The organism is Ramlibacter ginsenosidimutans (genome assembly GCF_016654015.1).
Classification (GTDB): domain Bacteria; phylum Pseudomonadota; class Gammaproteobacteria; order Burkholderiales; family Burkholderiaceae_C; genus Ramlibacter; species Ramlibacter ginsenosidimutans.
Genome location: NZ_JAEPWM010000003.1, coordinates 257,512 through 281,227 on the forward strand (window position 1 = coordinate 257,512; position 23,716 = coordinate 281,227).

24 protein-coding genes are annotated in these 23,716 nt (G+C 67.6%); 17 read left to right on the forward strand and 7 right to left on the reverse strand.

All coding sequences use genetic code 11. The features are described 5' to 3' along the window. Positions 1-95: 95 nt before the first annotated feature. From ilvN to JJB11_RS10720, 6 genes are all read left to right on the forward strand, one after another. Positions 96-587 (forward strand): acetolactate synthase small subunit, encoded by a 492-nt coding sequence (ilvN, locus tag JJB11_RS10695; protein ID WP_187076141.1) that lies wholly within the window; start codon positions 96-98, stop codon positions 585-587. A 55-nt stretch (positions 588-642) separates the two neighbouring features. Beyond that, entirely contained in the window at positions 643-1,659 is a 1,017-nt protein-coding gene (ilvC, locus tag JJB11_RS10700) for a ketol-acid reductoisomerase (protein WP_201170204.1), read from the forward strand. Between the two features lie 112 nt (positions 1,660-1,771). Continuing rightward, positions 1,772-2,584: a CDP-diacylglycerol--serine O-phosphatidyltransferase gene (pssA, locus tag JJB11_RS10705; RefSeq protein ID WP_201170207.1), complete on the forward strand. Its 813-nt coding sequence runs from the start codon at positions 1,772-1,774 to the stop codon at positions 2,582-2,584. A gap of 220 nt (positions 2,585-2,804) precedes the next feature. Beyond that, positions 2,805-4,499 (forward strand): 2-isopropylmalate synthase, encoded by a 1,695-nt coding sequence (gene leuA / locus JJB11_RS10710; protein WP_201170210.1) that lies wholly within the window; start codon positions 2,805-2,807, stop codon positions 4,497-4,499. After that, positions 4,484-6,034 carry a 2-isopropylmalate synthase gene (locus JJB11_RS10715; RefSeq protein ID WP_201170213.1) on the forward strand — a complete coding sequence of 517 codons (1,551 nt, stop codon included), beginning with the start codon at positions 4,484-4,486 and terminating at the stop codon, positions 6,032-6,034. The genes leuA and JJB11_RS10715 overlap by 16 nt, the downstream gene beginning before the upstream one ends. Before the next feature lie 155 nt (positions 6,035-6,189). Continuing rightward, a complete protein-coding gene (locus JJB11_RS10720) occupies positions 6,190-7,242 on the forward strand; it encodes a serine hydrolase (protein WP_201170561.1) in 1,053 nt (350 codons plus the stop codon). Between the two features lie 62 nt (positions 7,243-7,304). Here JJB11_RS10720 and JJB11_RS10725 read toward each other — a convergent pair whose 3' ends face one another. From JJB11_RS10725 to aat, 3 genes are read right to left on the reverse strand one after another with little or no spacing between them, the layout of a single operon-like run. Continuing rightward, positions 7,305-8,102: an IclR family transcriptional regulator gene (locus JJB11_RS10725; RefSeq protein WP_201170216.1), complete on the reverse strand. Its 798-nt coding sequence runs from the start codon at positions 8,100-8,102 to the stop codon at positions 7,305-7,307. A 48-nt stretch (positions 8,103-8,150) separates the two neighbouring features. Then, positions 8,151-8,885, reverse strand: a complete 735-nt coding sequence (locus tag JJB11_RS10730; protein ID WP_201170219.1) for an arginyltransferase — start codon at positions 8,883-8,885, stop codon at positions 8,151-8,153. Next, positions 8,882-9,634 (reverse strand): leucyl/phenylalanyl-tRNA--protein transferase, encoded by a 753-nt coding sequence (gene aat, locus JJB11_RS10735; protein WP_201170564.1) that lies wholly within the window; start codon positions 9,632-9,634, stop codon positions 8,882-8,884. Before aat ends, JJB11_RS10730 begins: the two co-directional genes overlap by 4 nt. 129 nt (positions 9,635-9,763) lie before the next feature. Between aat and JJB11_RS10740 the strand changes: the two genes are divergently transcribed. Next, positions 9,764-10,096: a PilZ domain-containing protein gene (locus JJB11_RS10740; protein ID WP_201170222.1), complete on the forward strand. Its 333-nt coding sequence runs from the start codon at positions 9,764-9,766 to the stop codon at positions 10,094-10,096. Here JJB11_RS10740 and JJB11_RS10745 read toward each other — a convergent pair. Beyond that, entirely contained in the window at positions 10,093-10,467 is a 375-nt protein-coding gene (locus JJB11_RS10745) for a PilZ domain-containing protein (protein WP_201170225.1), read from the reverse strand. The genes JJB11_RS10740 and JJB11_RS10745 overlap by 4 nt on opposite strands. A 195-nt stretch (positions 10,468-10,662) precedes the next feature. On the opposite strand from JJB11_RS10745, the gene JJB11_RS10750 reads away from it, so the two are divergent. From JJB11_RS10750 to JJB11_RS10760, 3 genes are all read left to right on the forward strand, one after another. After that, a complete protein-coding gene (locus tag JJB11_RS10750; protein ID WP_201170228.1) occupies positions 10,663-10,836 on the forward strand; it encodes a hypothetical protein in 174 nt (57 codons plus the stop codon). 105 nt (positions 10,837-10,941) lie between these two features. Then, positions 10,942-11,148: a hypothetical protein gene (locus tag JJB11_RS10755; protein WP_201170231.1), complete on the forward strand. Its 207-nt coding sequence runs from the start codon at positions 10,942-10,944 to the stop codon at positions 11,146-11,148. A gap of 119 nt (positions 11,149-11,267) precedes the next feature. Next, positions 11,268-12,503 carry an ABC transporter substrate-binding protein gene (locus JJB11_RS10760; protein ID WP_201170235.1) on the forward strand — a complete coding sequence of 412 codons (1,236 nt, stop codon included), beginning with the start codon at positions 11,268-11,270 and terminating at the stop codon, positions 12,501-12,503. 42 nt (positions 12,504-12,545) lie between these two features. On the opposite strand, the gene JJB11_RS10765 is transcribed toward JJB11_RS10760, so the two are convergent. After that, positions 12,546-13,526: a Bug family tripartite tricarboxylate transporter substrate binding protein gene (locus JJB11_RS10765; protein WP_201170238.1), complete on the reverse strand. Its 981-nt coding sequence runs from the start codon at positions 13,524-13,526 to the stop codon at positions 12,546-12,548. Positions 13,527-13,762: 236 nt separating this feature from the next. Between JJB11_RS10765 and JJB11_RS10770 the strand changes: the two genes are divergently transcribed. The 6 genes from JJB11_RS10770 to JJB11_RS10795 all read left to right on the forward strand — a co-directional run bounded on the left by JJB11_RS10770 (position 13,763) and on the right by JJB11_RS10795 (position 20,362). Further along, positions 13,763-14,518 carry a GntR family transcriptional regulator gene (locus tag JJB11_RS10770; RefSeq protein ID WP_201170241.1) on the forward strand — a complete coding sequence of 252 codons (756 nt, stop codon included), beginning with the start codon at positions 13,763-13,765 and terminating at the stop codon, positions 14,516-14,518. Positions 14,519-14,606: 88 nt separating this feature from the next. Then, entirely contained in the window at positions 14,607-15,599 is a 993-nt protein-coding gene (locus JJB11_RS10775) for a Bug family tripartite tricarboxylate transporter substrate binding protein (protein ID WP_201170244.1), read from the forward strand. A 12-nt stretch (positions 15,600-15,611) separates the two neighbouring features. Next, the gene (gene araD / locus JJB11_RS10780) at positions 15,612-17,369 is read left to right on the forward strand and encodes an L-arabinonate dehydratase (RefSeq protein ID WP_201170246.1); all 1,758 of its coding nucleotides are present in this window, start codon (positions 15,612-15,614) and stop codon (positions 17,367-17,369) included. A 16-nt stretch (positions 17,370-17,385) separates the two neighbouring features. Beyond that, positions 17,386-18,195 (forward strand): HpcH/HpaI aldolase family protein, encoded by an 810-nt coding sequence (locus tag JJB11_RS10785; protein ID WP_201170248.1) that lies wholly within the window; start codon positions 17,386-17,388, stop codon positions 18,193-18,195. A 14-nt stretch (positions 18,196-18,209) separates the two neighbouring features. After that, positions 18,210-19,187 carry a Bug family tripartite tricarboxylate transporter substrate binding protein gene (locus JJB11_RS10790; protein ID WP_201170250.1) on the forward strand — a complete coding sequence of 326 codons (978 nt, stop codon included), beginning with the start codon at positions 18,210-18,212 and terminating at the stop codon, positions 19,185-19,187. Positions 19,188-19,198: 11 nt separating this feature from the next. Further along, positions 19,199-20,362 carry a mandelate racemase/muconate lactonizing enzyme family protein gene (locus JJB11_RS10795; RefSeq protein WP_201170252.1) on the forward strand — a complete coding sequence of 388 codons (1,164 nt, stop codon included), beginning with the start codon at positions 19,199-19,201 and terminating at the stop codon, positions 20,360-20,362. 17 nt (positions 20,363-20,379) lie between these two features. Here JJB11_RS10795 and JJB11_RS10800 read toward each other — a convergent pair whose 3' ends face one another. After that, positions 20,380-21,525, reverse strand: a complete 1,146-nt coding sequence (locus JJB11_RS10800) for an Acg family FMN-binding oxidoreductase (RefSeq protein WP_201170254.1) — start codon at positions 21,523-21,525, stop codon at positions 20,380-20,382. Positions 21,526-21,588: 63 nt separating this feature from the next. Here JJB11_RS10800 and JJB11_RS10805 point away from each other — a divergent pair, with 63 nt between their 5' ends. After that, positions 21,589-22,500: a LysR family transcriptional regulator gene (locus JJB11_RS10805; protein WP_201964760.1), complete on the forward strand. Its 912-nt coding sequence runs from the start codon at positions 21,589-21,591 to the stop codon at positions 22,498-22,500. A gap of 140 nt (positions 22,501-22,640) precedes the next feature. Here the strand turns inward: JJB11_RS10805 and JJB11_RS10810 are convergent, their stop codons facing one another. After that, a complete protein-coding gene (locus tag JJB11_RS10810; RefSeq protein WP_201170256.1) occupies positions 22,641-23,552 on the reverse strand; it encodes a dienelactone hydrolase family protein in 912 nt (303 codons plus the stop codon). Positions 23,553-23,716 lie beyond the last annotated feature (164 nt).

Consider the following 23,716-nt stretch of genomic DNA (forward strand, 5'->3'; position numbering starts at 1 on the left):
ACTTGCTCGATCATCAACCAACCCTAGACGAATCTATTGACCGCCGAGCCTGCTGCTTACCGGCAGCGGGGGAGGGCGGCGAAAAGAGGAATCACATGAAGCACATCATTGCCGTGCTGCTCGAGAACGAGCCCGGCGCCCTGTCCCGCGTGGTAGGACTGTTCTCCGCCCGCGGCTACAACATCGAGTCGCTCACCGTCGCGCCGACGGAAGACGCGTCGCTGTCGCGCATGACCATCCAGACCACCGGCTCGGACGACGTGATCGAGCAGATCACCAAGCACCTGAACCGGCTCATCGAGGTGGTGAAGGTGGTCGACCTCACCGAAGGCAGCTACACCGAGCGCGAGCTCATGATGGTGAAGGTGCGCGCGGTGGGCAAGGAGCGCGAAGAAATGAAGCGCATGGCCGACATCTTCCGCGGCCGTGTCATCGACGTCACGGACAAGAGCTACACCATCGAGCTCACCGGCGACCAGGCCAAGAACGACGCCTTCCTGCAGGCGATCGATCGCAGCGCCATCCTCGAGACCGTCCGCACCGGTGCCAGCGGCATCGGCCGCGGCGAGCGCATCCTGCGCGTCTGAACGACACCCCCTTTCTTTCCCCCGGACTTAGAGACGGATTCACCCAGGAGCAACCATGAAGGTTTATTACGACAAGGACTGTGACCTCAGCCTGATCAAGGGCAAGACGGTCGCGATCATCGGCTACGGTTCGCAAGGCCACGCGCACGCGCAGAACCTGAACGACAGCGGCGTCAAGGTCATCGTCGGCCTGCGCAAGGGCGGCGCGAGCTGGCCGAAGGTCGAGAAGGCCGGCCTCAAGGTGGCCGAAGTGGGCGAGGCCGTCAAGGCCGCCGACGTCGTGATGATCCTGCTGCCCGACGAGCAGATCGCCGAGGTGTACAAGCGCGACGTCGAGCCGAACATCCGGCAGGGCGCGTCGCTGGCGTTTGCCCACGGCTTCAACGTGCACTACGGCCAGGTCGTGCCGCGTGCCGACCTCGACGTGTGGATGGTCGCCCCGAAGGCGCCCGGCCATACCGTGCGCAGCACCTACACCCAGGGTGGCGGCGTGCCCCACCTGGTCGCCGTGCATGCGGACAAGTCCGGCCGTGCCCGTGACCTCGCCCTGTCGTACGCCATGGCCAACGGCGGCGGCAAGGCTGGCATCATCGAGACCAACTTCCGCGAAGAGACCGAGACCGACCTGTTCGGCGAACAGGCCGTGCTGTGCGGCGGTACCGTGGAACTGATCAAGGCCGGCTACGAGACGCTGGTGGAAGCCGGCTACGCCCCCGAGATGGCCTACTTCGAGTGCCTGCACGAGCTGAAGCTGATCGTGGACCTGATCTACGAAGGCGGCATCGCCAACATGAACTACTCGATCTCCAACAACGCGGAGTACGGTGAGTACGTGACGGGCCCGCGCATCATCACCGAGGAGACCAAGAAGGTGATGAAGCAGGTGCTCAAGGACATCCAGACCGGCGAGTACGCCAAGAGCTTCATCCTGGAAAACCGCGCCGGCGCCCCGACGCTGCAGTCGCGCCGCCGCATCAACGCCGAGAGCTCCATCGAAGTGGTGGGCGAGCAGCTGCGCGGCATGATGCCCTGGATCAAGAAGAACAAGCTGGTCGACCAGACGCGGAACTGACCCGGCGCGCGCCGAGCGCCCGCTTCGCCCCGGTTGCCGGGGATCCGTACAGAAGCCGCCTCCGGGCGGCTTCTGTCTTCTTGGCGCATCAGGCGGCCTATACACTTGCGCCATGCACGACGGACACGAAGACGAACCGCCCGAGGAAGGCATCGTGGTGCGCAAGCGCCGCAAGGGCATCTACATCCTGCCCAACCTCTTCACGCTGGCTGCGTTGTTCGGCGGTTTCTACGCCGTGGTGATGGCCATGAACGAACGCTTCGACATGGCGGCGGTCGGCGTCTTCAGCGCGATGGTCCTGGACAGCCTCGATGGCCGCGTCGCGCGCATGACGAACACGCAGAGCGCCTTCGGCGAGCAGATGGACTCGCTGTCGGACATGGTGTCCTTCGGCGCCGCGCCGGCGCTGATCGCCTACGAATGGGCCTTGAAGGGCCTGGGCCGCTGGGGCTGGATCGCGGCTTTCGTCTACTGCTCCTGCGCCGCGCTGCGGCTGGCCCGCTTCAACGTGAACACGGGCGTGGTCGACAAGCGCTACTTCCAGGGCCTGCCTTCGCCGGCGGCGGCGGCGCTGGTGGTCGGCTTCATCTGGGTGATGACGGAGTACCTGGTCAAGCCCTATGAGGTGCCGTGGGTGATGTTCGCGATCGCGCTGTACGCGGGCCTCACGATGGTGACCAACGTGCCGTTCTACAGCTTCAAGGACATCCAGATGAAGAAGAGCGTGCCGTTCGCGGTGATCGTGCTGATCGCGCTGGGCATTGCCATCATCAACATCTATCCGCCGGTGGTGCTGTTCTCGCTGTTCTGCGCTTACGGCCTCTCCGGTTACGCGATCTACTTCTGGCGCAAGGCGAAGGGGCAGCGTGCGAGCGTGATCAGCACCTCCACCGACGAGCCGGAAGAAAGCGGCCTGCATCGCTGATGCAGGCACCCGGAAAACCCGGTGCGGAGCGCCCGGCGTCCTGTGCTACAGTTGGTCGCATGAACCGCATTGCGCTGGCCCTACTAATCATCCCCCACGGGCGGAGACGGTAGAGCGCGCGCGCGAGCTTCCCTTTCACGGCCCGTTTGCACCAGCAGCGGGCCGTTTGCTTTGGGGCTGCTGGTTTTTGGACCCACCCCTGCGAGACCACACCATGCCGATGTCGAAGAACCCCGCCAGCAAGTACCGCGCCTTCCCGCCGGTGCGCCTCACCGACCGCACCTGGCCGGACGCCGTGCTGGCCAGGCCGCCCGTGTGGTGCAGCGTGGACCTGCGCGATGGCAACCAGGCGCTCATCGAGCCGATGGACATCCCGCGCAAGCTGCGCATGTTCGAGACGCTGGTGAAGATCGGCTTCAAGGAGATCGAGGTGGGCTTCCCCTCGGCTTCGCAGGTGGAATTCGACTTCGTGCGCAAGCTGATCGAGGAACAGCGCATTCCGCCGGACGTCACGATCCAGGTGCTCACGCAGGCGCGCGAGCCCCTGATCCGCCGCACGTTCGAGGCGCTGCAGGGCGCGCCCCAGGCGATCGTGCACTTGTACAACGCCACTGCGCCCGTGATGCGCAAGGTGGTGCTCGGACTGGACGAGGACGGCATCGTCGAACTGGCCACCAGCCACGCAAGACTCTTCGCGGAACTGGCTGCACGACAGCCGCAGACGCGTTGGACCTTCCAGTACTCGCCGGAAATGTTCTCGGGCACCGAGCTTGCGTTCGCCAAGCGCGTCGTCGATGCGGTGACGCAGGTCTGGCAACCGACGCCGCAGCACAAGTGCATCGTCAACCTGCCGTCGACGGTGGAGCACTCCACGCCGAACATCTTCGCGGACATGATCGAGTGGATGCATCGCCATCTCGAGCGCCGCGACAGCATCGTGCTGTCCGTACATCCGCACAACGACCGCGGCACCGGCACGGCCGCCGGTGAATTCGCGGTGATGGCGGGCGCCGACCGGCTGGAGGGCTGCCTGTTCGGCAACGGCGAGCGCACCGGCAACCTCGACCTCGTGAACGTGGCGCTCAACCTGTACAGCCAGGGCGTGGACCCCGGGCTGGATTTCTCCGACATCGACGAGATCCGCCGCACCGTGGAGCACTGCAACCAGTTGCCCGTGCACCCGCGGCATCCCTACGTGGGCGACCTCGTCTACACGTCGTTCTCCGGCTCGCACCAGGACGCGATCAGGAAGGCGTTCGCCGCGCGCAAGGAAGGTGAACTCTGGGACATGCCCTACCTCCCGCTCGACCCAAAGGACCTGGGCCGCAGCTACGAAGCCGTGATCCGCGTCAACAGCCAGTCGGGCAAGGGCGGCATTTCCTACCTGCTGGAGTCGGAGTACGGCCTCGAATTGCCCCGCCGCCTGCAGATCGAGTTCAGCCAGGCCGTGCAGGCCGTCATGGACGCCAGCGGCAAGGAGCTGTCGGCGCAGGACCTCTGGACGCTGTTCGAGCGCGAGTACGGCCTGCAGTCCACGGCCGTGCCGCAGCACCAGATCGTCGAGGAGCAGCGCACGGAGGATGGCGGCAGCGTCGTGTGCCTCGCCGCGCAGGTGCAGATCGGCGGCCGTGCGTTCGGCGTGCGGGGCACCGGCAACGGCCCGATCGATGCCTTCGTCGAGGGCCTGGCCCGCGCGACCGGCGAAAGCATCCGCGTGCTCGACTACCATGAGCATGCGATCGGCTCCGGCGCGGATGCCCGGGCCGTCGCCTACCTCGAACTGCGCATCGGCGAGCGCACGCTGTTCGGCGTCGGCATGGATTCGAACATCGTCGCCGCTTCGCTCAAGGCCATCGCCTCCGGGGTGAAGCGCGCAGCGGAGCACAAGAAGGAAACGACATGGCAGACCAACTGATCATCTTCGACACGACGTTGCGCGACGGCGAGCAATCGCCGGGCGCCTCGATGACCAAGGACGAGAAGCTGCGCATCGCGCGCCAGCTCGAGCGGCTGAAGGTGGACGTGATCGAGGCCGGCTTCGCAGCCAGCTCGAACGGCGACTTCGAGGCGGTGCAGGCGATCGCGCACGCCATCAAGGACTCCACGGTGTGCTCGCTGTCGCGTGCGAACGACCGCGACATCGCGCGGGCTGCCGAGGCGCTCAAGGGCGCGCAACGCGCCCGGATCCACACCTTCATCGCCACCTCGCCGCTGCACATGGAAAAAAAGCTGCGGATGACGCCGGAACAGGTGCTGGAGCAGGCGAAGCAGTCGGTGCGCTTCGCCCGCAATCTCTGCGGCGACATCGAGTTCTCGCCCGAGGACGGCTACCGCAGCGAGATGGATTTCCTGTGCCGCGTGCTGGAGACGGTCATCCGGGAAGGCGCGACCACCATCAACGTGCCCGACACGGTGGGTTATGCCGTCCCCGAGCTGTACGGCAATTTCATCCGCACCCTGCGCGAGCGCGTTCCCAATTCGGACCGGGCGATCTGGTCGGTCCATTGCCACAACGACCTGGGCATGGCCGTGGCGAACTCGCTGGCGGGCGTGAAGATCGGCGGCGCGCGGCAGGTGGAGTGCACCATCAACGGCCTGGGCGAGCGAGCGGGCAACTGTTCGCTGGAGGAAGTGGTGATGGCGGTGAAGACCCGCAGGGACTACTTCGGCCTGGACGTGAACATCGACACGACCCACATCGTTGCCGCCAGCCGCATGGTCAGCCAGACCACGGGCTTCGTCGTGCAGCCCAACAAGGCCGTGGTGGGAGCGAACGCCTTCGCGCATGCGAGCGGCATCCACCAGGACGGCGTGCTCAAGGCACGCGACACCTACGAGATCATGCGGGCCGAGGACGTGGGCTGGTCGGCCAACAAGATCGTGCTGGGCAAGCTGTCGGGGCGCAACGCCTTCAAGCAGCGCCTGCAGGAACTCGGCGTCCAACTCGACAGCGAAGCGGAGATCAATGCCGCGTTCGCCAAGTTCAAGGAGCTCGCCGACCGCAAGAGCGAGATCTTCGACGAGGACATCCTCGCCCTGGTCAGCGACGAAGCCCTCGCCCAGGAGCAGGAGAGCTACCGCCTTGTCTCTTTGCGACAACACAGCGAGACGGGCGAGCGGCCGCACGCGGAGGTCGTCTTCCTGGCCGAGGGCAAGGAGGTGAAGGGCGAATCCGACGGCAATGGGCCGGTCGACGCGTCGCTGAAAGCCATCGAGACGCAGGTCAGGAGCGGAGCGGAAATGGTGCTGTATTCCGTCAACGCCATCAGCGGCTCCACCGAGAGCCAGGGCGAGGTGACGGTGCGCCTGCAGAACTCGGGTCGGGTGGTCAACGGAGTGGGCGCCGATCCCGACATCGTGGTCGCTTCGGCCAAGGCCTACCTCAGCGCGCTGAACAAGTTGCACAGCAAGGTCGAGCGGGTGGCGGCACAGGGTGGCGGGAACATCTAGGGTTTTCACCTAGGCTCAAGCTCGGCCGTGAGCTTACGCTTCTAAGTCATTGATTTCTGTAAATATTGACGCGTTAAGTACACGGCCGAAGTACACTCGGCGTTAGGGATCTCAGCTGTCTCGTACATCCCCGACGTCGTTGCCAGGAGTTCCACATCTTGAATCGTCTCGTACACACCATCGCGCTGAGCGTCCTGGCCCTGGTGTTGTGCCCCGCGGGCGCACAGGCAACCACCTCGTCCAAGCAGGCCGCGAAGGAGCGTACGAGCGTCGTCAAGCGCGCACGCGTCGCCCGGACTTACACCGCCGGCCACTCGCAAGGCCTGATCCGCGCCCATTCGGTGGTGCGCATCGTTCCCGCCAAGCCCTCGTTCGGCCAGCTCGCCGGCCTGCATTCCACGCAGGATGAACTCGACCTCAAGTCGAGCGTGGCGCTGGTGATCGACCAGGACAAGAACGAAGTCCTCCTGAGCAAGAACGATTCCGCGGTGCTGCCGATCGCGTCCATCACCAAGCTGATGACGGGCCTGATCATCAGCGAGGCCAAGCTGCCGATGGACGAAGAGATCACCATCACGCAGGACGACGTGGACACCGAGAAGGGCAGCAGCTCGCGCCTGCGCGTGGGCACGACGCTGCCGCGCGGCGAACTGCTGCACCTGGCCTTGATGTCCAGCGAGAACCGCGCCGCGCACGCGCTGGGCCGCACCTATCCGGGTGGCCTGAGCGCCTTCGTCGATGCGATGAACCAGCGGGCGCAGCTCCTGGGCATGAAGGACACGCAGTACATCGAGCCCACGGGCCTGTCGCCGCGCAATCACTCGACTGCGCAGGATCTGGCTCGCTTGATCACGGTGGCTTCGCAGGACAAGCTGCTGAGCGAACTCACCACCTCGCCCAGCCACGCTGTCGCAGTGGGCCATCGCACGATGGAGTTCCACACGACAAACCGGCTGGTGAAGAACCCGTCCTGGGACATCATGCTGCAGAAGACCGGCTACATCTCGGAAGCGGGCCAGTGCCTGGTGATGTCGGCGAAGGTCGCCGGCCGCAAGCTGATCATGGTGTTCCTGGATTCCGCCGGGAAGCTGAGCCGCATCGGCGACGCCGAGCGCGTGCGCAAGTGGGTCGAGACGCGCGAGCCCACCGGGATTCCCTTGCCCGCAGCGGGCACGACGAGCACCCTGGTGCGCCAGGTGAGCGGCTGAGGCCGAACAACGCCCCACCAGCAGCAAGAAGGCCCCGCGAGGGGCCTTTTGCATGGGAGCGCTCAGGCGGCCATGCGCTCGGTCGGCGGCTTGTAGCCAAGCGCGGTGGAGATCTCGTCGGCGGTCGCCTGCAGCTTCTGCAACCAGTTCTCGTCCAGGCGGTCTGCAGGTGCGGAGATGGACAGGCCGGCGACCAGCCTCGATTGATCGTCATAGATGCCGGCGGCCATGCAGCGCACGCCGAGTTCCAGTTCCTCGTTGTCGCGCGCGATGCCGTACTGGCGCGCCTTGGCCAGCTCGCGCTCGAGCACCGGCAGTTGCGTGATGCTGTTCTTGGTGTGGCCGGCGAGCCCCGTGCGCGTGGCGTAGGCGCGAACGCGCTGAGGATCATCGGCCGCGAGGAACAGCTTGCCGGTCGAAGTGAGGTGCAGCGGTGCGCGCCCGCCGATCGCCCGCACCACCTGCATGCCGGAACGCTCGCTGTAGGCGCGCTCCACGTAGACGATCTCATCGCCTTGCCGCACGCTCAGGTTCACCGGCTGCTGGATCAGCTTGTGCAGTTCGCGCATCGGCGTGAGCGCAGCATCGCGGACGTTCAGGCGCGCCTTCACCATGTTTCCGAGCTCCAGCAGGCGCATGCCGAGGCGATAGCTGCCTGCCTCCGGCCGATCGACAAAGCGCCCCGTGGCCAGGTCGTTGAGGATGCGGTGGGTCGTGGACGGATGCAGACCCGTCTTCTCGCTGATCTCCTTCAGGGAGATCGCTTCCTCGCGCGACGCCAGCACATCGATGAGCGCGAACATGCGCTCGATCACCTGGATCGTGGGAGTGGCCGGGGCCTGGGAGTCTTTTTGTCGCATGGGCGTTGGTCCTCGCCCAGCATTTTACGAGATGAAATTGCTTTCGACTCAGCCCGCGCGCCATTCCCCGTCGAGGAGGACCTCGTGCGGCTCGAAGCGGGCCTTGTAGTTCATCTTCGGGCTCTCGTCGATCCAGTACCCGAGGTACACGTGCGGCAGCTTGAGCCGACGCGCCTGGTCGATCTGCCAGAGCACGCTGTAGGTGCCGTAGCTCGCGTCGGGGTCGGGATCGTAGAACGTGTACACGGCGGAGATGCCGTCGTTCAGCACGTCCAGGATGGACACCATGCGCAGGGTGCCCGGGCCGCCGTCTGGCAGCGTGTCGCGGAATTCGACCAGCCGCGAGTTCACCCGGCTTTGCAGCAGGAACTGGGTGTACTGGTCGATGCTGTCGTGGTCCATGCCGCCGCCCGCATGCCGGCCCGTCTGGTAGCGCAGGTACAGGTGGTAGTGCTCGGGGACGAAGCACAGCTTCAGGACGCGGGCCTGCAGGTTCGCATGCTGCTTCCAGGCGCGGCGCTGGCTGCGACTGGGCTTGAACAGCTCGGCGAGCACCCGCAAGGGGACGCACGCGCGGCAACCGTCGCAGTAGGGCCGGTAGGTGAACATGCCGCTGCGGCGGAACCCGCTCGTGACGAGGTCCGAGTAGGCGTCGTTGTGGATCAGGTGGCTGGGCGTCGCCACTTGCGACCGCGCCTGCTTGCCGGGCAGGTAGCTGCACGGATACGGCGCCGTCGCGTAGAACTGCAGCGTCTGGAGCGGAAGGTCCTTGAGGTGCGTCACGCCTGTGAAGTGTGCGGCAGGAGTGCGTTCCAGTATACGGGCTCGAAACGCCATGGGGCAGGCGGCAGTCGCGACTGCGTGGCCACGTGTTGCACAAATTCCGCTCTCGGGATCTCGCGTGCGCCGAGCGAGGCCAGGTGCCGCGTGTTCTGCTGGCAGTCGATCGCGACCACCCCGGCCTGGCGGCACCAGGCGACCAGCGCAGCCAGCGCGATCTTCGACGCGTCCGGCGCGCGCGTGAACATCGACTCGCCGAACACGGCCCGCCCGAGCACGACGCAGTAGAGCCCGCCGGCCAGGCGTCCATCGATCCAGGTCTCCACGCTGTGCGCGAACCCGGCCCGGTGGAAGGCTTCGTACGCGGACACCATGGCCGGCACGATCCAGGTGCCGGACTGGCCGGGACGCTCGCTGGTGGCGCATGCGTGGATCACTGCGTGGAAGTCGCCGTCGAAGCGGATCTCGTTGCGCGGATCGGAGGCGAAGCGCGCCACGGTCTTGCGCAACGAGCGGTGCAGCCGGAACTCTTCGGTGAACAGCACCATGCGCGGATCGGTGCTCCACCACAGGATGGGCTGGCCCTCGCTGAACCACGGAAAGATGCCGCGCGCATACGCACGCTGCAGGCTGTCGATGTCCAGCGCGCCGCCGGCAGCCAGCAGCCCGGGAGCCGGCTGCTGCTGGTCCCAGGCCTGGGACGGGTCGGGAAACGGGTCGCCGGGTTGGAGCCAGGGCAGGTGCATCGCCATGCATTGTGCCGCCGTGGTCGACGCGACGCGGGTGTACGCCGCCGCTGACGTCGCGCTCATGCTGCTGACCTACAAAACCTGCCATGGACTGCGTCTACCGTACAGCCAACGCGGTTGATAAGGAAGCCCATGGCTCGCAGCAAAGCAGGACGGGGGACGCTCGAGCAGCGCGCTTCCGTCCGGTTCGACACCCGGATGCCCGTGCAGCTCGCGGGTGGGACAGGAACCACCCACAACATCAGCGCACGGGGTGTCTACTTCGAGACCGACGTGCAACCGGTCCCGGGTGCTCTTGTCGACTTCACGATCGAATATCACCTGCGTGGGCGCATGCATCGCCTGCTCTGCGAGGGCAAGGTCGTGCGGGTCGAAGCGCAGGCCCGCAAGACCGGTGTCGCGGCGCGGCTGATCGGGCCGATCTTCGACAGCGAGGAGGACGTTGCTCCCGCACCGCCGCGCTAGTGCGCGCTGCGCAGCGCGGGACCGATCGGCAGGCGTTTCTCGCCGAGCGAGACCGTCGTGACCTCCGAGTGCGGCAGCAGCCGCGCGCCTATGGTGAAGCCGGTGGAATCGGGCACGCTGCGCACGACCTGGGCTTGGCATTGCAGCGGGTAGCGCTCGCCTTCGAGCAGGTATTCGATGACGACGTCCAGCAGCGCACCCGGGGCATAAGGGCGCTTCGCGTGGAAGGACAGGCCGCTGGCGCTCAGGTCGCGAGTGGTGCCTGGCTGACCGTCGACGCGGATCGGCATGGCCGCCTCGAACCGCTCGGCATAGCGGCGGTCTTCGCGGGTCTTCAGTCGGATGGGAATGCTGAAGATTGCGTTCGCCATGAGCTTCTCCTGATGACCCATGCACGGTATCGCTGAGGCAGCGATTGCATGTAGGCGGATTGCCCGCCGGCCTGTCGGACGCGGGCTCTCTCGGCGACGCGCAACGCGTGACTACGCGGCGTGAGGAATTCCTCCCACAAGCAGCCCGTCGCCTGCCTTCCTAGCATCCGGCCCATAGCCCTCAAAGGAGCCGCCATGGCAGACGACCGCCGCGAAGTCCGCAACGACCTCCACGCCCCCGTTTTCCTGGCCTGGGGCATGCCGGCGGAAACGCACACGGGCGAGTTCGACGACGCGGCGCTGTGGTTCACTGCCGGCGCATCGCTCCTGGTCTGGACGGCGGTGGCCCTGCTGCTCACTCTCGCTTGACCGCGTCCTGCAGCGCGACTGCGCAGGATTCACGCGTTTACTTCGCCTCGCAACATCGAGGTGGTGCGTCGCGCGTAGCTGTGCGACACTCGTCGTCCCCTTGCCATGATGCGCGCTTCCCGTCCCCACGAGCAACGTCCGCGGCTGATGCCCGAAGGCCGCCGCTGGGGCTTCGGCGCGCACAGCCTCGTGCCCTACCTCACGGCGGCCCTCAGCGCCCGCCCGGGCGACGACGCCTTGCTGGCCTCCATCCGGAACCCCGTGTTCACCGAAATGGACCGGGCCTTACGCGCACTCCCTCAGCGCGACTAAGCGGTTTTCTTCCGGCTGGCTGACACATCGCGGCTGGCCAGCGCGTGGCCGGGACTTTTGTCCTTGCCCGCCCACCTGTTCAAACGTAACTTTCGGTTACATCCAAACAGGAGGGTCTCATGAAGCGCGCAGCCTTGTTCCTTGCACTGGCCGGCACTGCCATGTCGCTGGCCGTCCGGGCCCAGCCGGCCCCGCCGATTCGCATTGGCATCATCTTCCCGCTGACGGGCGGCTCCGCCGACATGGGCAACAGCGCGCGGGTGGGCGCCCAGGTGGCGGTGGACGAGATCAACGAGGTGGGCGGCTATCTCGGGCGCAAGCTCGAACTGGTGGTTCGCGACGACAAGGCCGACAACGACACCGGCCTGAAGCTCGCGCAGGAACTCGTCAACAGTGAGAAGGTCGCCGCCACGATCGGTTTCTGCAACACCGGCGTCGCGATGAAGGCGCTGGATGTCTTCCAGTCCAACAAGAGCGTGCTGATCGTCCCTTGCGCGACGGGCACGGCGATCACGGCGAAGTATCCGCCGGCCGACAGCTACATCTTCCGCATGTCCGCCCGCGATCAATTGCAGACGCAGTTCCTCGTGGACGAGGTCGTTCGACGCGGCCTCACGCACGTCGCGCTGCTGGTGGACAACTCGGGCTACGGCGACGCCGGCCTGAAGGACCTCGAAGCGGCGCTGGCCCGCGCCGGTCTGAAGCCGGCAGCCGTCGTGCGCTTCAAGCTCGGAGTGCAGAACCTCGAGCCGGAGATGCAGCAGCTGAAAGCCTCGGGCGCCGATGCGCTGATCGGCTGGACCGTCGGACCCGAGCAGGGCGTGATCTCCGCGGCGCGCGCGGCGGTCGGCTGGAAGGTGCCGCAACTGGGACCGTGGGGCCTGTCGCACGCCTCCGCTTTCGCGACCTCCCAGGGGCGCGTGGAAGGGACGGCCATGGTGCAGACGGTCGTCCCGAACTTCTTCCTCGAGCGCAACAGCGCCTTCGTGCGCCACTACGCCAAGGTCAGCAACGAGACGCCCATCGGCTCGATGATGTCGGCGGCGCAGACCTATGACAGCGTGAACCTGCTCCTGCGCGCCATGTTCGACTCCAAGGGCGACCTGAGCGGGCCCGCGCTGAAGCATGCGCTGGAGAACCCCGGCAACATCTACCGCGGCGTGGTGAGCACCTATGACCGCGCCTTCTCCGCCAGCGACCACGACGCGATCTCCGGCAACATGCTGTGGCTCGGCACCTGGCGCAACGGCGAGCGCGGCTACTACTACAAGGACGACGAGCGCCGCGCGAGCATCATCCGGCGCAAGGAAACGACCGCCGTCGCGAAGCAGTCTGCACAGCCGGCGGCCCAATGAAGAACGCGCCGGCGAGCGTGTCGCCGGCGCACCGCTGCGCGCTCAGTTCGCGTGGATGTTGGCCGACTTGATGATCGGGACCCACTTCTCGGTCTCCGCCTTGTGCAAGGCGGCGAGTCCGCGCGGTGTCTGCTGTTCGGGCGGCGGGATCTCCTGCCCCAGCTCCGCGAAGCGCCTGCGCACCTCAGGGTCCGCGAGCGCCTCGCGCACCGCGGTGTCGAAGCGCGCGATGGCCTCCGGCGGCGTGCCCCTGGGCATCCAGATGCCGTGCCAGACCGACATGTAGAACCCGGGCAGGCCGGCCTCGTCGACCGTCGGGATCTCGGGCGCCGACGGCACGCGCGTGGGCGAAGTCACCGCGTAGGCGCGGACCTTGCCGGAGCGCGCGAAGTTCAGCCCGGTGGCCGCCTGGTCGAACGAGAGATCGACGTGGCCCGCGACGACGTCCTGCATCGCCGGTGCGGCGCCGCGGTAGTGCACGATGTTCAGCGGCGCGACCTTCTGGCTGAAGTCCTCGGCCATGATGTGCGACGGCGTCCCCGCGCCCCCACTCGCGTACGACACCTTGCCCGGATTCGCTTTCACCCAGGCCACGAGTTCCTGCAGGTTCTTCGCGGGCACGTCCAGCCGCGACACGATCACCTCCGGGTTGGTCGCGACCACCGCGACCGGTTCGAACTCCTTGAGGTAGTCGGTCTGCAGGCCCTGCACGGCCGGCGCGAGCACGTGGGTGCCGAGGTGGCCGATGATGGCCGTGTAGCCGTCGGGCGCGGCCTTGATCACCTTGGAGTTCGCGATGACGCCGCCCGCTCCCGTCACGTTCTCCACCACCACCGTCTGCCCCAGGCTGCGGGTCATGCGCTCGGCGAGGATGCGCCCCAGCGTGTCGGTCGGCCCCCCGGCGGCGAAAGGCACGACCAGGGCGATGGAGCGGCTGGGATAGTCGTCAGCCAGCGCGCTCGCGACCGGCAGCGCCAGCGCGGCGAATGCGGCGATCCACTTCGACACAGCAATGCGGAACATGGCGGTCCCCTGGGGCGGATGCGGGCAGCCAAGGTACGCCGGCGGGCGGCGGGTCCGCTTCAGGGCTTTCCCTTGCACGCCGGTCACGTGACCCTGCACGCAAAGGAAAAGGACCCAGCCCCGAGAGGCTAAGTCCTTTGGTTTTGGTGTCTCCCCGACCGGGCTCGAACCAGGGACCTACGGATCAGCCGTTTTGGACCTGCTATGATCTTAACGTCCTATTTATCATCCCTTTCGTGAACCACGCGTCCCTGAACGGCCCCCAGGCCAAGTACGTACAGATGTACCAGGTGCTGCGCTCGCGCCTGGAGATGGGGGTTTGGCGGCAAGGCCAGACGCTGCCGGCGATCCCGGTGCTCATGGACGAATTCGGCGCTTCGCGCGTGACCGTGCGCGAAGCCATGCAGCTGCTGGAGAAGGAAGGCCTGATCCGCCGCCAGCGTGGCATCGGCACGACCGTGCAGGCGCAGCCGCAGTCGCAGCGCTGGGTACGCATCGCGACCACGCTCGACGAACTCCTGGGCACGCTGGCCTCGGTGCAACCCAAGGTCCTGAACATCGACGACCACGCAGGCCTGCCCGACGTGCAACTGCCCGCGGACGGGATGCCCGCCAGGCAGTACGTGCGCATGCAGCGCCTGCACGTGCACGAAGGCGCGCCGTACTGCGTGATCGACCTGTCGATCGAGTCGGCCCTGTTCAAGCGGCACAGGAAGGCGTTCATGGAGCAGCCGGCCCTGCTGGTCATGCATGCCGACAGGAAGCTGCACATCGCCAGCGCGCGCCAGGACCTGAGCATTCGCTGCGCGGATCTGGTTGAGGCGAAGCACCTGTCCATCGCGCCGGGCTCGCCGGTGGCCGAAGTGCGCCGCGTACTCACCGACGACGCCGGCGTCGTCGTCTACGCCGCGGTGGTCGTGTATCCCTCGCACATGGTGCGCCTGAGCATGGACTTGCTCGCGGCGCCCGGGGAGACCGCCGCCCGGAAATGAAGGGGCGCCCCGCGCGCCCCGCTCGCTGCCTGGCCTGGTGTTCCGGGGCAGGGCAACGCTCAACCCTGAAGACTGGAGACAAGCAACCATGCTGAAAACCCGCCGCCGCCTGCACGCGCTGCTCGCAAGCCTGTGTCTGACGTGCCTGCTGCCGGCAACGCCGGCCAGCGCCGCCGATGCCTGGCCGAGCCGGCCGCTCACGCTCGTGGTGCCTTACCCCGCTGGCGGCGTCGCCGACCAGCTCGCCCGCGCCCTTGGCAACGCGCTTTCGCAGCGGCTCGGCCAGCCCGTGCTCGTGGACAACCGGGCGGGCGCCAACGGCAATCTTGGCGCCGCGTGGGTCGCGCGCCAGCAGCCCGCCGACGGGTACACGATGGTGCTCGGTTCGGTGAGCAACCTCGCGATCAACCCGCACCTGTACACCTCGATGGGCTACGACCCGCTGCAGGACCTGCAGCCGGTCACCCTCACGCACACGATGCCCAACGTGCTGGTGGCCGGGCCGCAGACGCCGTACAAGAACGTCGCCGACCTCGTGGCCGCCGCGAAGGCCAAGCCGGGCGCCATCGCCTTCGGCTCGGCCGGCAACGGCAACACGATGCACCTGACGGGCGTGCAGTTCGAGAATGCCGCGGACGTGCGCCTGCTGCACGTGCCGTACAAGGGTGGCCCGCCGGCGCTGCAGGACGTGATGGGCGGGCAGATCCCGCTGATGTTCCACAACCTGCCGGCGGTCGTGACCATGCACAAGGCCGGCAAGGTGCGCGTGCTGGCCGTCGCCGACACGAAGCGCTCGCTGCTGCTGCCGGACGTGCCGACGTTTGCCGAGCTCGGCTACCCCGGCGTGGTCACCAACGTCTGGAACGGCGTCCTGGTGCGCCACGGCACGCCGGCGCCGATCGTCGCGCGCCTGAACAAGGAGATGGTGGCGATCCTGCAGTCGCCCGGCTTCCGCAAGCCGCTGGAAGACCAGGGCTATGAGGTCCTGTCTTCCACGCCCCAGCAGTTCACCGACCTGCTGAAGAAGGACACCGCTGCGATGGCGGGCCTGGTCAGGCAGGCCGGCCTGACGATGCAGTAATCGGGAAGCCGCATGAACGCTCCCATCCGCAAGACGCTGGCCGAACTGCGCAGCCAGCGTTGGCTCGCCAGCGACGACATCCGCGGCTTCGCCCACCGGCAACGCCTGCAGCAGCAGGGACTCGCGCGCGAAGAGTTCATGGGCCGCCCCGTGATCGGCATCATCAACACCTGGAGCGAGCTGTCGCCCTGCCATGCGCACCTGCGCGAGCGCGCGCAGGCCGTCAAGCGCGGCGTGCTGCAGGCGGGTGGCTATCCGTTCGAGCTGCCGGCGCTAAGCCTCGGCGAGGTGATGGTCAAGCCGACCACCATGCTGTACCGCAACTTCCTCGCCATGGAGGCGGAGGAGCTCCTGCGCAGCCTGCCGCTCGACGGCGCCGTGCTGATGGGAGGCTGCGACAAGACGACGCCGGGCCTCGTGATGGGCGCGCTGTCCATGGACATCCCGGCGATCTTCTGTCCCGCCGGGCCGATGCTCAACGACCGCTACAAGGGCGCGACCGTCGGTGCCGGCACGCACACGAAGAAGTACTGGGAGCAGTACACGATCGGTGCCATCGACCAGCCGGAATGGATCGCGCTGGAAGGCCGCATGACCCGCGCGCCCGGTACCTGCAACACGATGGGCACCGCCAGCACGATGACGTCCATCGTCGAGGCCATGGGCTTTACGCTGCCCGGCGCGACCAGCATCCCCGCCATGGACGCGGGCCATTCCCGCATGGCCTGGGCCTGCGGCAAGCGCGCCGTGGAGATGGTCTGGGAGGACCTGAAGCCCTCCCGCTTCATCACGCGCGCGTCCTTCCTCAACGGCATCGCCGCCTGGATGGCGCTGGGCGGCTCGACCAATGCGGCCGTGCACCTGCCGGCGATGGCGGGCCGCGCCGGCATCGAACTGCGGCTGGAAGACTTCGATGCGATCGCCCGGCGCGTGCCGGTGATCGCGAACCTGTTCCCCTCGGGCAACCGCCTGATGGAGGACTACCACTACGCGGGCGGCCTGCCGGCGCTCCTGAACAGGATCGCCGGTGAACTGGACCTCACCGCCCAGACCATCACCGGGCGCAGCCTGGGCGAGAACATCGCGGGCCACACCTGCAGCGACGACGACGTGATCCGCGACCCCGCTTCGCCGCTGGTGGTCGCGCCGCCGGACTGCCCCGAGGCGTCCATGGCACTGGCGGTCGTGCACGGCAACCTCTGCCCGGACGGCGCGGTCATCAAGCCTTCGGCGGCGACCCCGAAGCTGCTGCGGCACACCGGCCGCGCGCTGGTGTTCGACTCCAACGCCGAGATGCTGGCGGCGGTCAACGATCCGAACCTCGACGCCGACGAGAACACCGTCCTCGTGCTGCGCAACGGCGGCCCGGTCGGTGGCCCCGGCATGCCGGAATGGGGCAATCTCCCCATCCCGAAGAAGCTGCTGAAGCAGGGCGTGCGCGACATGCTGCGCATCTCCGATGCGCGCATGAGCGGCACGCATTACGGCACCTGCGTGCTGCACGTCGCGCCGGAATCGGCCGTGGGCGGACCGCTCGCGCTGATCCGCACCGGCGACCTGATCACGCTGGACATCGGAGCGCGCCGGCTGGATGTGCAGCTGACCGAAGCCGAATGGGCCGAACGCCGCGCCGCCTGGAAGCCGCCGCAGCAGCCGTATGCCCGCGGCTTCACGCGCCTGTACCAGCAGCAGGTCACGCAGGCCAACGAGGGCTGTGACTTCGCGCTGCTTTCCGGCAACGCACCGACGCCCGAACCTCCCATCTACTGAACCCTTCGAGGAACAAATGCCCGCCCCCACCGACCTCCTGGTCAACCCTTTCCGTGAACGACTGAAGAAGCCCGGCGCGCCGCTGGGCACCTGGCTCATGTCGGGTGCCGCGAGCACCGCCGAGGCCATGGGCCGCGCCGGCTTCGACTGGCTCGTGCTGGACCTGGAGCACGTGCCGGTCGACGACCGCGACGCGATCGGCATCCTGCAGGCCATGGCCGGCACGAATGCGATGCCCGTCACGCGCCTGGCCGCGAACGACCCCGTGCTGTTCAAGCGCGCGCTCGACATGGGCGCGCAGACGGTGATGGTGCCGTTCGTGGATTCCGCCGAGGATGCGCGCCGCGCCGTCTCCTATGCCAAGTACCCGCCCGAGGGCGTCCGCGGCTTCGCGGCGGTGCACCGCGCCAGCGGCTACGGCACCGCGAAGGACTACGGCAAGCGCGCCAACGATTCCGTCTTCACCATGATCCAGCTCGAGACGCCCAAGGCGGTCGCGGCGCTGGAGGAGATCGCCGCCGTGCCCGGCGTCGACGCGCTGTTCCTCGGCCCCGGGGATCTCTCGGCCAACATGGGTTTCATCGGCAACGTCGCCGCCCCCGAGGTGCAGGCCGTGATCGCCGATGTCGCGGCGCGCTGCCGCAAGGTGGGCATCCCGTGCGGCATCGTCGGGCCGACGCCCGAGATGGTGTCCAGCTTCGTCGCCCAGGGCTATTCGTTCGTGGCCGTGGCCTCGGACATGGGAATGATGATGCGCCAGGCCACCGCCTTCATCCAGGCGCTGCAGCCCAGCCTGGCCAAGGGATTCGAAAGCAGCGTGTACTGATGGAGACCAAAAGCATGAACCTGCGCCGCCGCGCCTTCGCCACCTTTGCCACCTTCGCCGCCGGCGTGCTCGCCTGCACATTCGGGGCCGCCGCCCTGGCCGGGGATGCCTATCCGCAGCGGCCGATCACGATGATCGTGCCGTTCGGCCCGGGCGGCACCTCCGACATCATGGCGCGCCTGCTCCAGCAGCCCCTGGCCGACGCCTTGCACGGGACCGTGGTGGTGGACAACCGCGGCGGGGCCGGGGGCGCCATCGGCATGTCGCTGCTCAAGCGCGCGAAAGCGGACGGCCTCACCATCGGCCTGTCCGTCATCGGCCCGGAAGTGCTGCAGCCCGCGCTGCGCGACACCGGCTACTCGTACCAGGACTACGACCACATCTGCCGCACCTATTCCGTGCCGCTGATGATGCTGGTCCCGGCCGATTCGCCCTTCCACTCGGTGGCGGACGTGATCGGCTATGCGCGGTCCCACCCGGGCAAGCTGACCTACGGCTCCTCCGGCACCGGCACCATCCTGCACCTCGCGATGGCCATGCTCATGGACAAGGGCGGCGCGCAGGCGCTGCACGTGCCGTACAAGAGCACGGGGGAGATGGTGACCGCGCTGAAGGGCGGGCAGGTCATGCTGTTCAACGAGACGCCCACGATCGCGAAGCAATACGGCCTGCGTCCGCTGGCCGTGTTCGCCGACCACCGCGTGGCGAACTTCCCGGACGTGCCGACGATGGCCGAGGCCGGGTTCACGATGACGCCGGCCGGCGTGTGGGGCGGCTTGATCGCGCCGAAGGGGCTGCCGCCGCAGGTGCGAACCGCGCTGGAATCGGCCTGCCAGAAGGCCATCGGCACGCAAGCTTACGTCACGCCCGCCGAACGCGTCGACACCCCGCCGGCGTACCAATCGGGCGCCGCCTTCGCGGCCTTCGCGAAGAGCCAGTCCGAAGCGTACGGCGCCCTGATCGACAAGCTGGGCCTGGCGCAGAAGCAGTGAAGCAGCAGGCAATGACAAGCATCGCCGGGGACGCCGCCGGCCTCGCGTCGTTCCGCCTCGCCAAGGTGGAAGCCCTCGTGTTCCGCGTCCCGGTGGAGCAGCCCGTGCAGACCTCCTTCGGGATCATGCACGACCGTCCCGCCGTGCTCGTGCGCGTCGAGGACACTGAAGGGGCGGTGGGCTGGGGCGAGATCTGGTGCAACTTCCCGAGCGTGGGGGCGGAGCACCGCGCGCGCCTGCTCGAATCGGCGGTCGCGCCCATCTTGCTGGAGCGGGCGTGGGACACGCCGGAGCAGGCGTTCGACGCCGTGTCGAAGCGCCTGCACGTCCTCGGCATCCAGACCGGCGAACCCGGCACCATCGCCCAGACGATCGCGGGCGCCGACATCGCGCTGTGGGATCTTGTCGCGCGCCGCATCGGGCAGCCGCTGTGGCGCCTGTTCGGCGGCACCAACCGCATCGGCGTCTACGCCTCCGGCCTGAATCCCACGGAGCCGGAGCGCCTGGCCGCGGCCAAGCGCGACGAGGGCTTCCGTGCCTTCAAGCTGAAGGTGGGTTTCGGGGCAGAGCGCGACGCGTCCAACCTGCGCGGCCTGCGCGACCTGCTCGGGGACGACGCGACCCTGATGGTCGACGCCAATCAGGCCTGGGACGTGGACCAGGCCGCGGAGATGGCGCGGCGCCTCGCCGACTTCCGGCTCCAGTGGATGGAGGAGCCGATCCCCGCAGACCGGCCGTGGTCCGAATGGGTGCAGTTGGCCGGCCGGAGCCCCATCCCGCTTGCTGCCGGCGAGAACATGCGCGGGCACGCGCAGTTCGCGGAAGCGCTCTCCACCAGTGCCTTCGCGGTGGTCCAGCCGGACCTGGGCAAGTGGGGCGGCTTCAGCGGCTGCCTGCCGGTCGCTCGCGCCGTGCTGGGCGCGGGCCGCATGTTCTGCCCGCACTGGCTGGGCGGCGGCATCGGCCTCGTCGCCAGCATGCACCTCAAGGCGGCCGTGGGCGGCGCCGGCTACGTGGAAGTGGACGCCAATCCCAATCCGCTGCGCGAGCTGCTGGCACGCCCGTACCCGGCCGTCGTGGAAGGCGCCGTGACGCTCTGTGAAGAGCCGGGCCTGGGCGTCGCTCCCGACCTCGACGCCGTGCGCGGCTTGCGCGTGAAGCACGCGTATCGCTAGGGGAGGGCTGCGAGGCCCTAGGCACCGACGAGCTGTGCCTGCAGTCCGCGGCGGGGAGCAGGGGCGATCACCGGCCCGTAGCCGAGGCGGGTCCACATCTGCACGGTCTGCCCGGGTTTCGCGCCTGCGAGTGCGTGAATCCCTGCGTATGTGCTGGCCTGTTCGGGATACTCCTGCAGCGCCTGCGAGAGGGGCTGCATGGACAGGCCGTGCGCGGTGGCCGCCAGTTGCGCGCGCACGTAGGCACTGCCGGCACGCAGCTGCGTGATGCGGTCGTTCCCCTCGCTCACCAGCCAGAAGAACGCCGGCGTCGTCGCGATCTTGCGGTCGAAGTCCTCCAGCTGCTGCACCGTGGCGCGGTCGCCGGGCGCCGGGGCCTTGGTGCGGTCGAACAGACCGATTGCATCGACCAGGCGCAGCATGGGTGCGTTGATCGAGATGCCGTCGCGGTGCCGCTCGATCTCCGACGGGCCGATGCGCAGCCACTTGTACGACTCCAGGATGGTCCGCGGCGTCGTGAGCTCGATGCGCCACGCCTTCGAGGCGAGGCGCCGGTGCGCGGCAAGCTGCGCGGCATCGCCACTCGTGAATCCCACGCGCAAGCCGGGCGCTTGCGCTGCATCCGCGATCCCGCGCAGCCCCTCGGGCGAGGGGGCGCGCTCGGCATAGGCCTCACGGTTCGTGTGACGACGCAGCACCTGTGCGAACAGCGGATCGCGCCGCACGCCCGCATCCGGGATCAGCCGCACGCGCGCGAGCGGCCGCGTGTCCAGGCGTTCGGGCCCGAACACGCCTTCCGGAAAGGCTTCGATCTCCGCCCGGTGTCCGCGCTCGCGGGCCGCCAGCTCCAGCAACCCGAGGAAGGTGCCGTGGCTCATGACGATCTGGCGGCCGAAGGGATCGGTCTCGGGCAAGGTGCGAGCGAGATCGCACGACAGCAGGATCTCTCCCGGCCGCGACAGGTCCGCGCGCCAGGACTGCAGGTTGTGCGAGTGGGGAGCGAGCAGTGCGTACGACAGCACCCAGCGCCGCAGTTCCGTCTCGCCGGCAGCAGGGCCCTTCCATGCCGTGAGCGCGCCGGCGGGCAGCGCCTCGGAACAACCGCCGGCCGCGGCCAGCACCACACCGCCGCCGGCGATGCGAAGGAAGTTGCGTCGATCCATGCCGTTCTCCTTGCGTGAGGGAATGGCGCCATTGTGGCCAGCGGCCTGGTCTCGCACAATTGCATGGACTTCTACACCAGCTATGCAGCAATGAATACCCGCTTCGACTGGAACCTGGTCCGTTCCTTCCTCGCGGCCCTGGACCACGGCAGCCTGCTCGCGGCGGCACGCGCCCTGGGCGCCGCGCAGCCCACGATCGGTCGCCACATCTCGGAGCTGGAGCGCCAATGGGGCACGGTGCTGTTCGAGCGCACCGGCCGGGGGCTTGTACCCACCGAGGCCGCGCTGCGGGTCGCGCAGGCGGCGCGTGCCATGGAGGGCGGGGCCGAGGCCGTGTCTCGCCAGCTGGCCGCGCGCGACGCGACGGAGGCGGGCAGCGTGCGCATCAGCGCCAGCCAGCCGATCGCGTGCTTCGTCATGCCGCCGCTGCTTGCGCGCATGCGGCTCGCACTTCCGCAGGTCCAGGTGGAACTGGTCGTGAGCAATGCGGTGAGCAACCTGCTTCGGCGCGAAGCCGACATCGCGCTGCGCATGGTGCAGCCGCAGCAGCAAAGCCTCGTGGCGCGCCGCATTGGCCGCGTCGCGTTGTCGGCCTGCGCGCATCGCGACTACCTGGCACGGCGAGGCACGCCAAGCCAGCCGGCGGAGTTGGTGCAGCACGCGCTGGTTGCGGGCGACCGCGACGAGACCGTGCAGGAAGGATTCCGGGCGGCGGGCTTGCCCGTCGCGCAGGAGCAACTCGTGCTGCGGACCGACGACCTGATCGCGCAGTGGCAGGCGGTGCGTGCGGGAATCGGCATCGGCTTCGTCGCCGACTACCTGTCGCGGGCGGACCCGCAGGTCACGAGGCTGCTTCCGGGGCTGAAGATCCCCAGCCTGCCGCTCTGGCTGGTCGTGCACCGGGAAATCCGCTCGAACCGGCGCATCCGCTCGGTGTACGAGTTCCTGGTTCGCGAGCTGCCGGGGGCGCTGTAGGAGGCTTCAGTCCTGCTGCGCGGGCGACAGGGGCGTCCCAGTCGTAGTTCCTGAATTGACCAGATATGTCGAGGCCTGAAACCTCCGCACGTCTGCTTGGGGTCGGAAGCAGCCGTCAGGAGCGGCGATGGCGAGGAAATCTACTTCTGCGTGTGTGCAAGCGCGCGCGCGAAGAATTCGAAGATGCGTTTGGCGGAGTCCTCGGTCGTATCAGCGCTGTATCGGTAGACAACGGAGTTGCCTTGAAAGTCTGTTTTCCTGAAGTTGTCCATGCTCGAACAATCCCAGCAATGCGTTGTGTTCGGATAAACGTGCCATTCCACGGGAGCTGACTTAGCCTTCAGGGCTTCCAGCTGGGGCGTGCAGAATTTCACAGGAGCTTCCGTGTCGTCCTCTCCTAAAAGCAGGAGCAATGGCGTGTCGACGTCGTGTCTCAGGAAATCGAAGTCGTTGGGGAACGTCTTTGACGCCGGGAGATGGCAAATGGGATAGGCAGACGCAACAGCCGCGAACCGGGGTCCAGCCGAGAGAATCGATGCAACTTCGGCGCTGGATGCGAGTTCTCCAACCATGGCGCCCCACGAAAAACCGAGATGTACGACCCGCTTCGGGTCGACCGCCGGGAGCTTCTGCAAGTGCTCCAGTGCCTGGAACGCATCCTTCACCCCGCGCTGTATTGAAACTGCTGTCGGCGGCGTGCAGTTGAGCTTGACGCCGCGCGGGCCGAGGCTATCGAGCACCATCACGACGTACCCCTCTCTTACCGCGCGGCTCGCCCAGTCCCATATCTCGGCGCGGATGCCGCCGCAGCTGTGATGAATGACAACCGCGGGGAAGGGCCCGCTGCCAGCGGGCCTCCAGATAACATTGCTGGTTCGAGCAAAGAGCGACGGCTCACGCGGCTCGGATGGAAACGTGAGGTCTTTGTTCCGGTCCGCCATAGCGCGGGTCGCGTCGGGGTCGAGAGTCTGCGCCCCAGTCGACGCAGCCCAGAGCGTCAGCAGCAATAGGACGGCGAGAAGAACGCGGCGGGTCCGCATCGGGGAGTTCATGACGGGCTCCTCAAATTCCGTTTTTCGGTTTCGCGCCAGGTGGTGACGAGGGTACCCCCGCCGGGGAGGGTAGAGGATCGTCCAAGCGGCGGAAGCGTTTCGACAGCTGCTTCGACGACCATCACACACTTTCCTAATCGACTGCGCTGCGGCCCGCCGTGAGT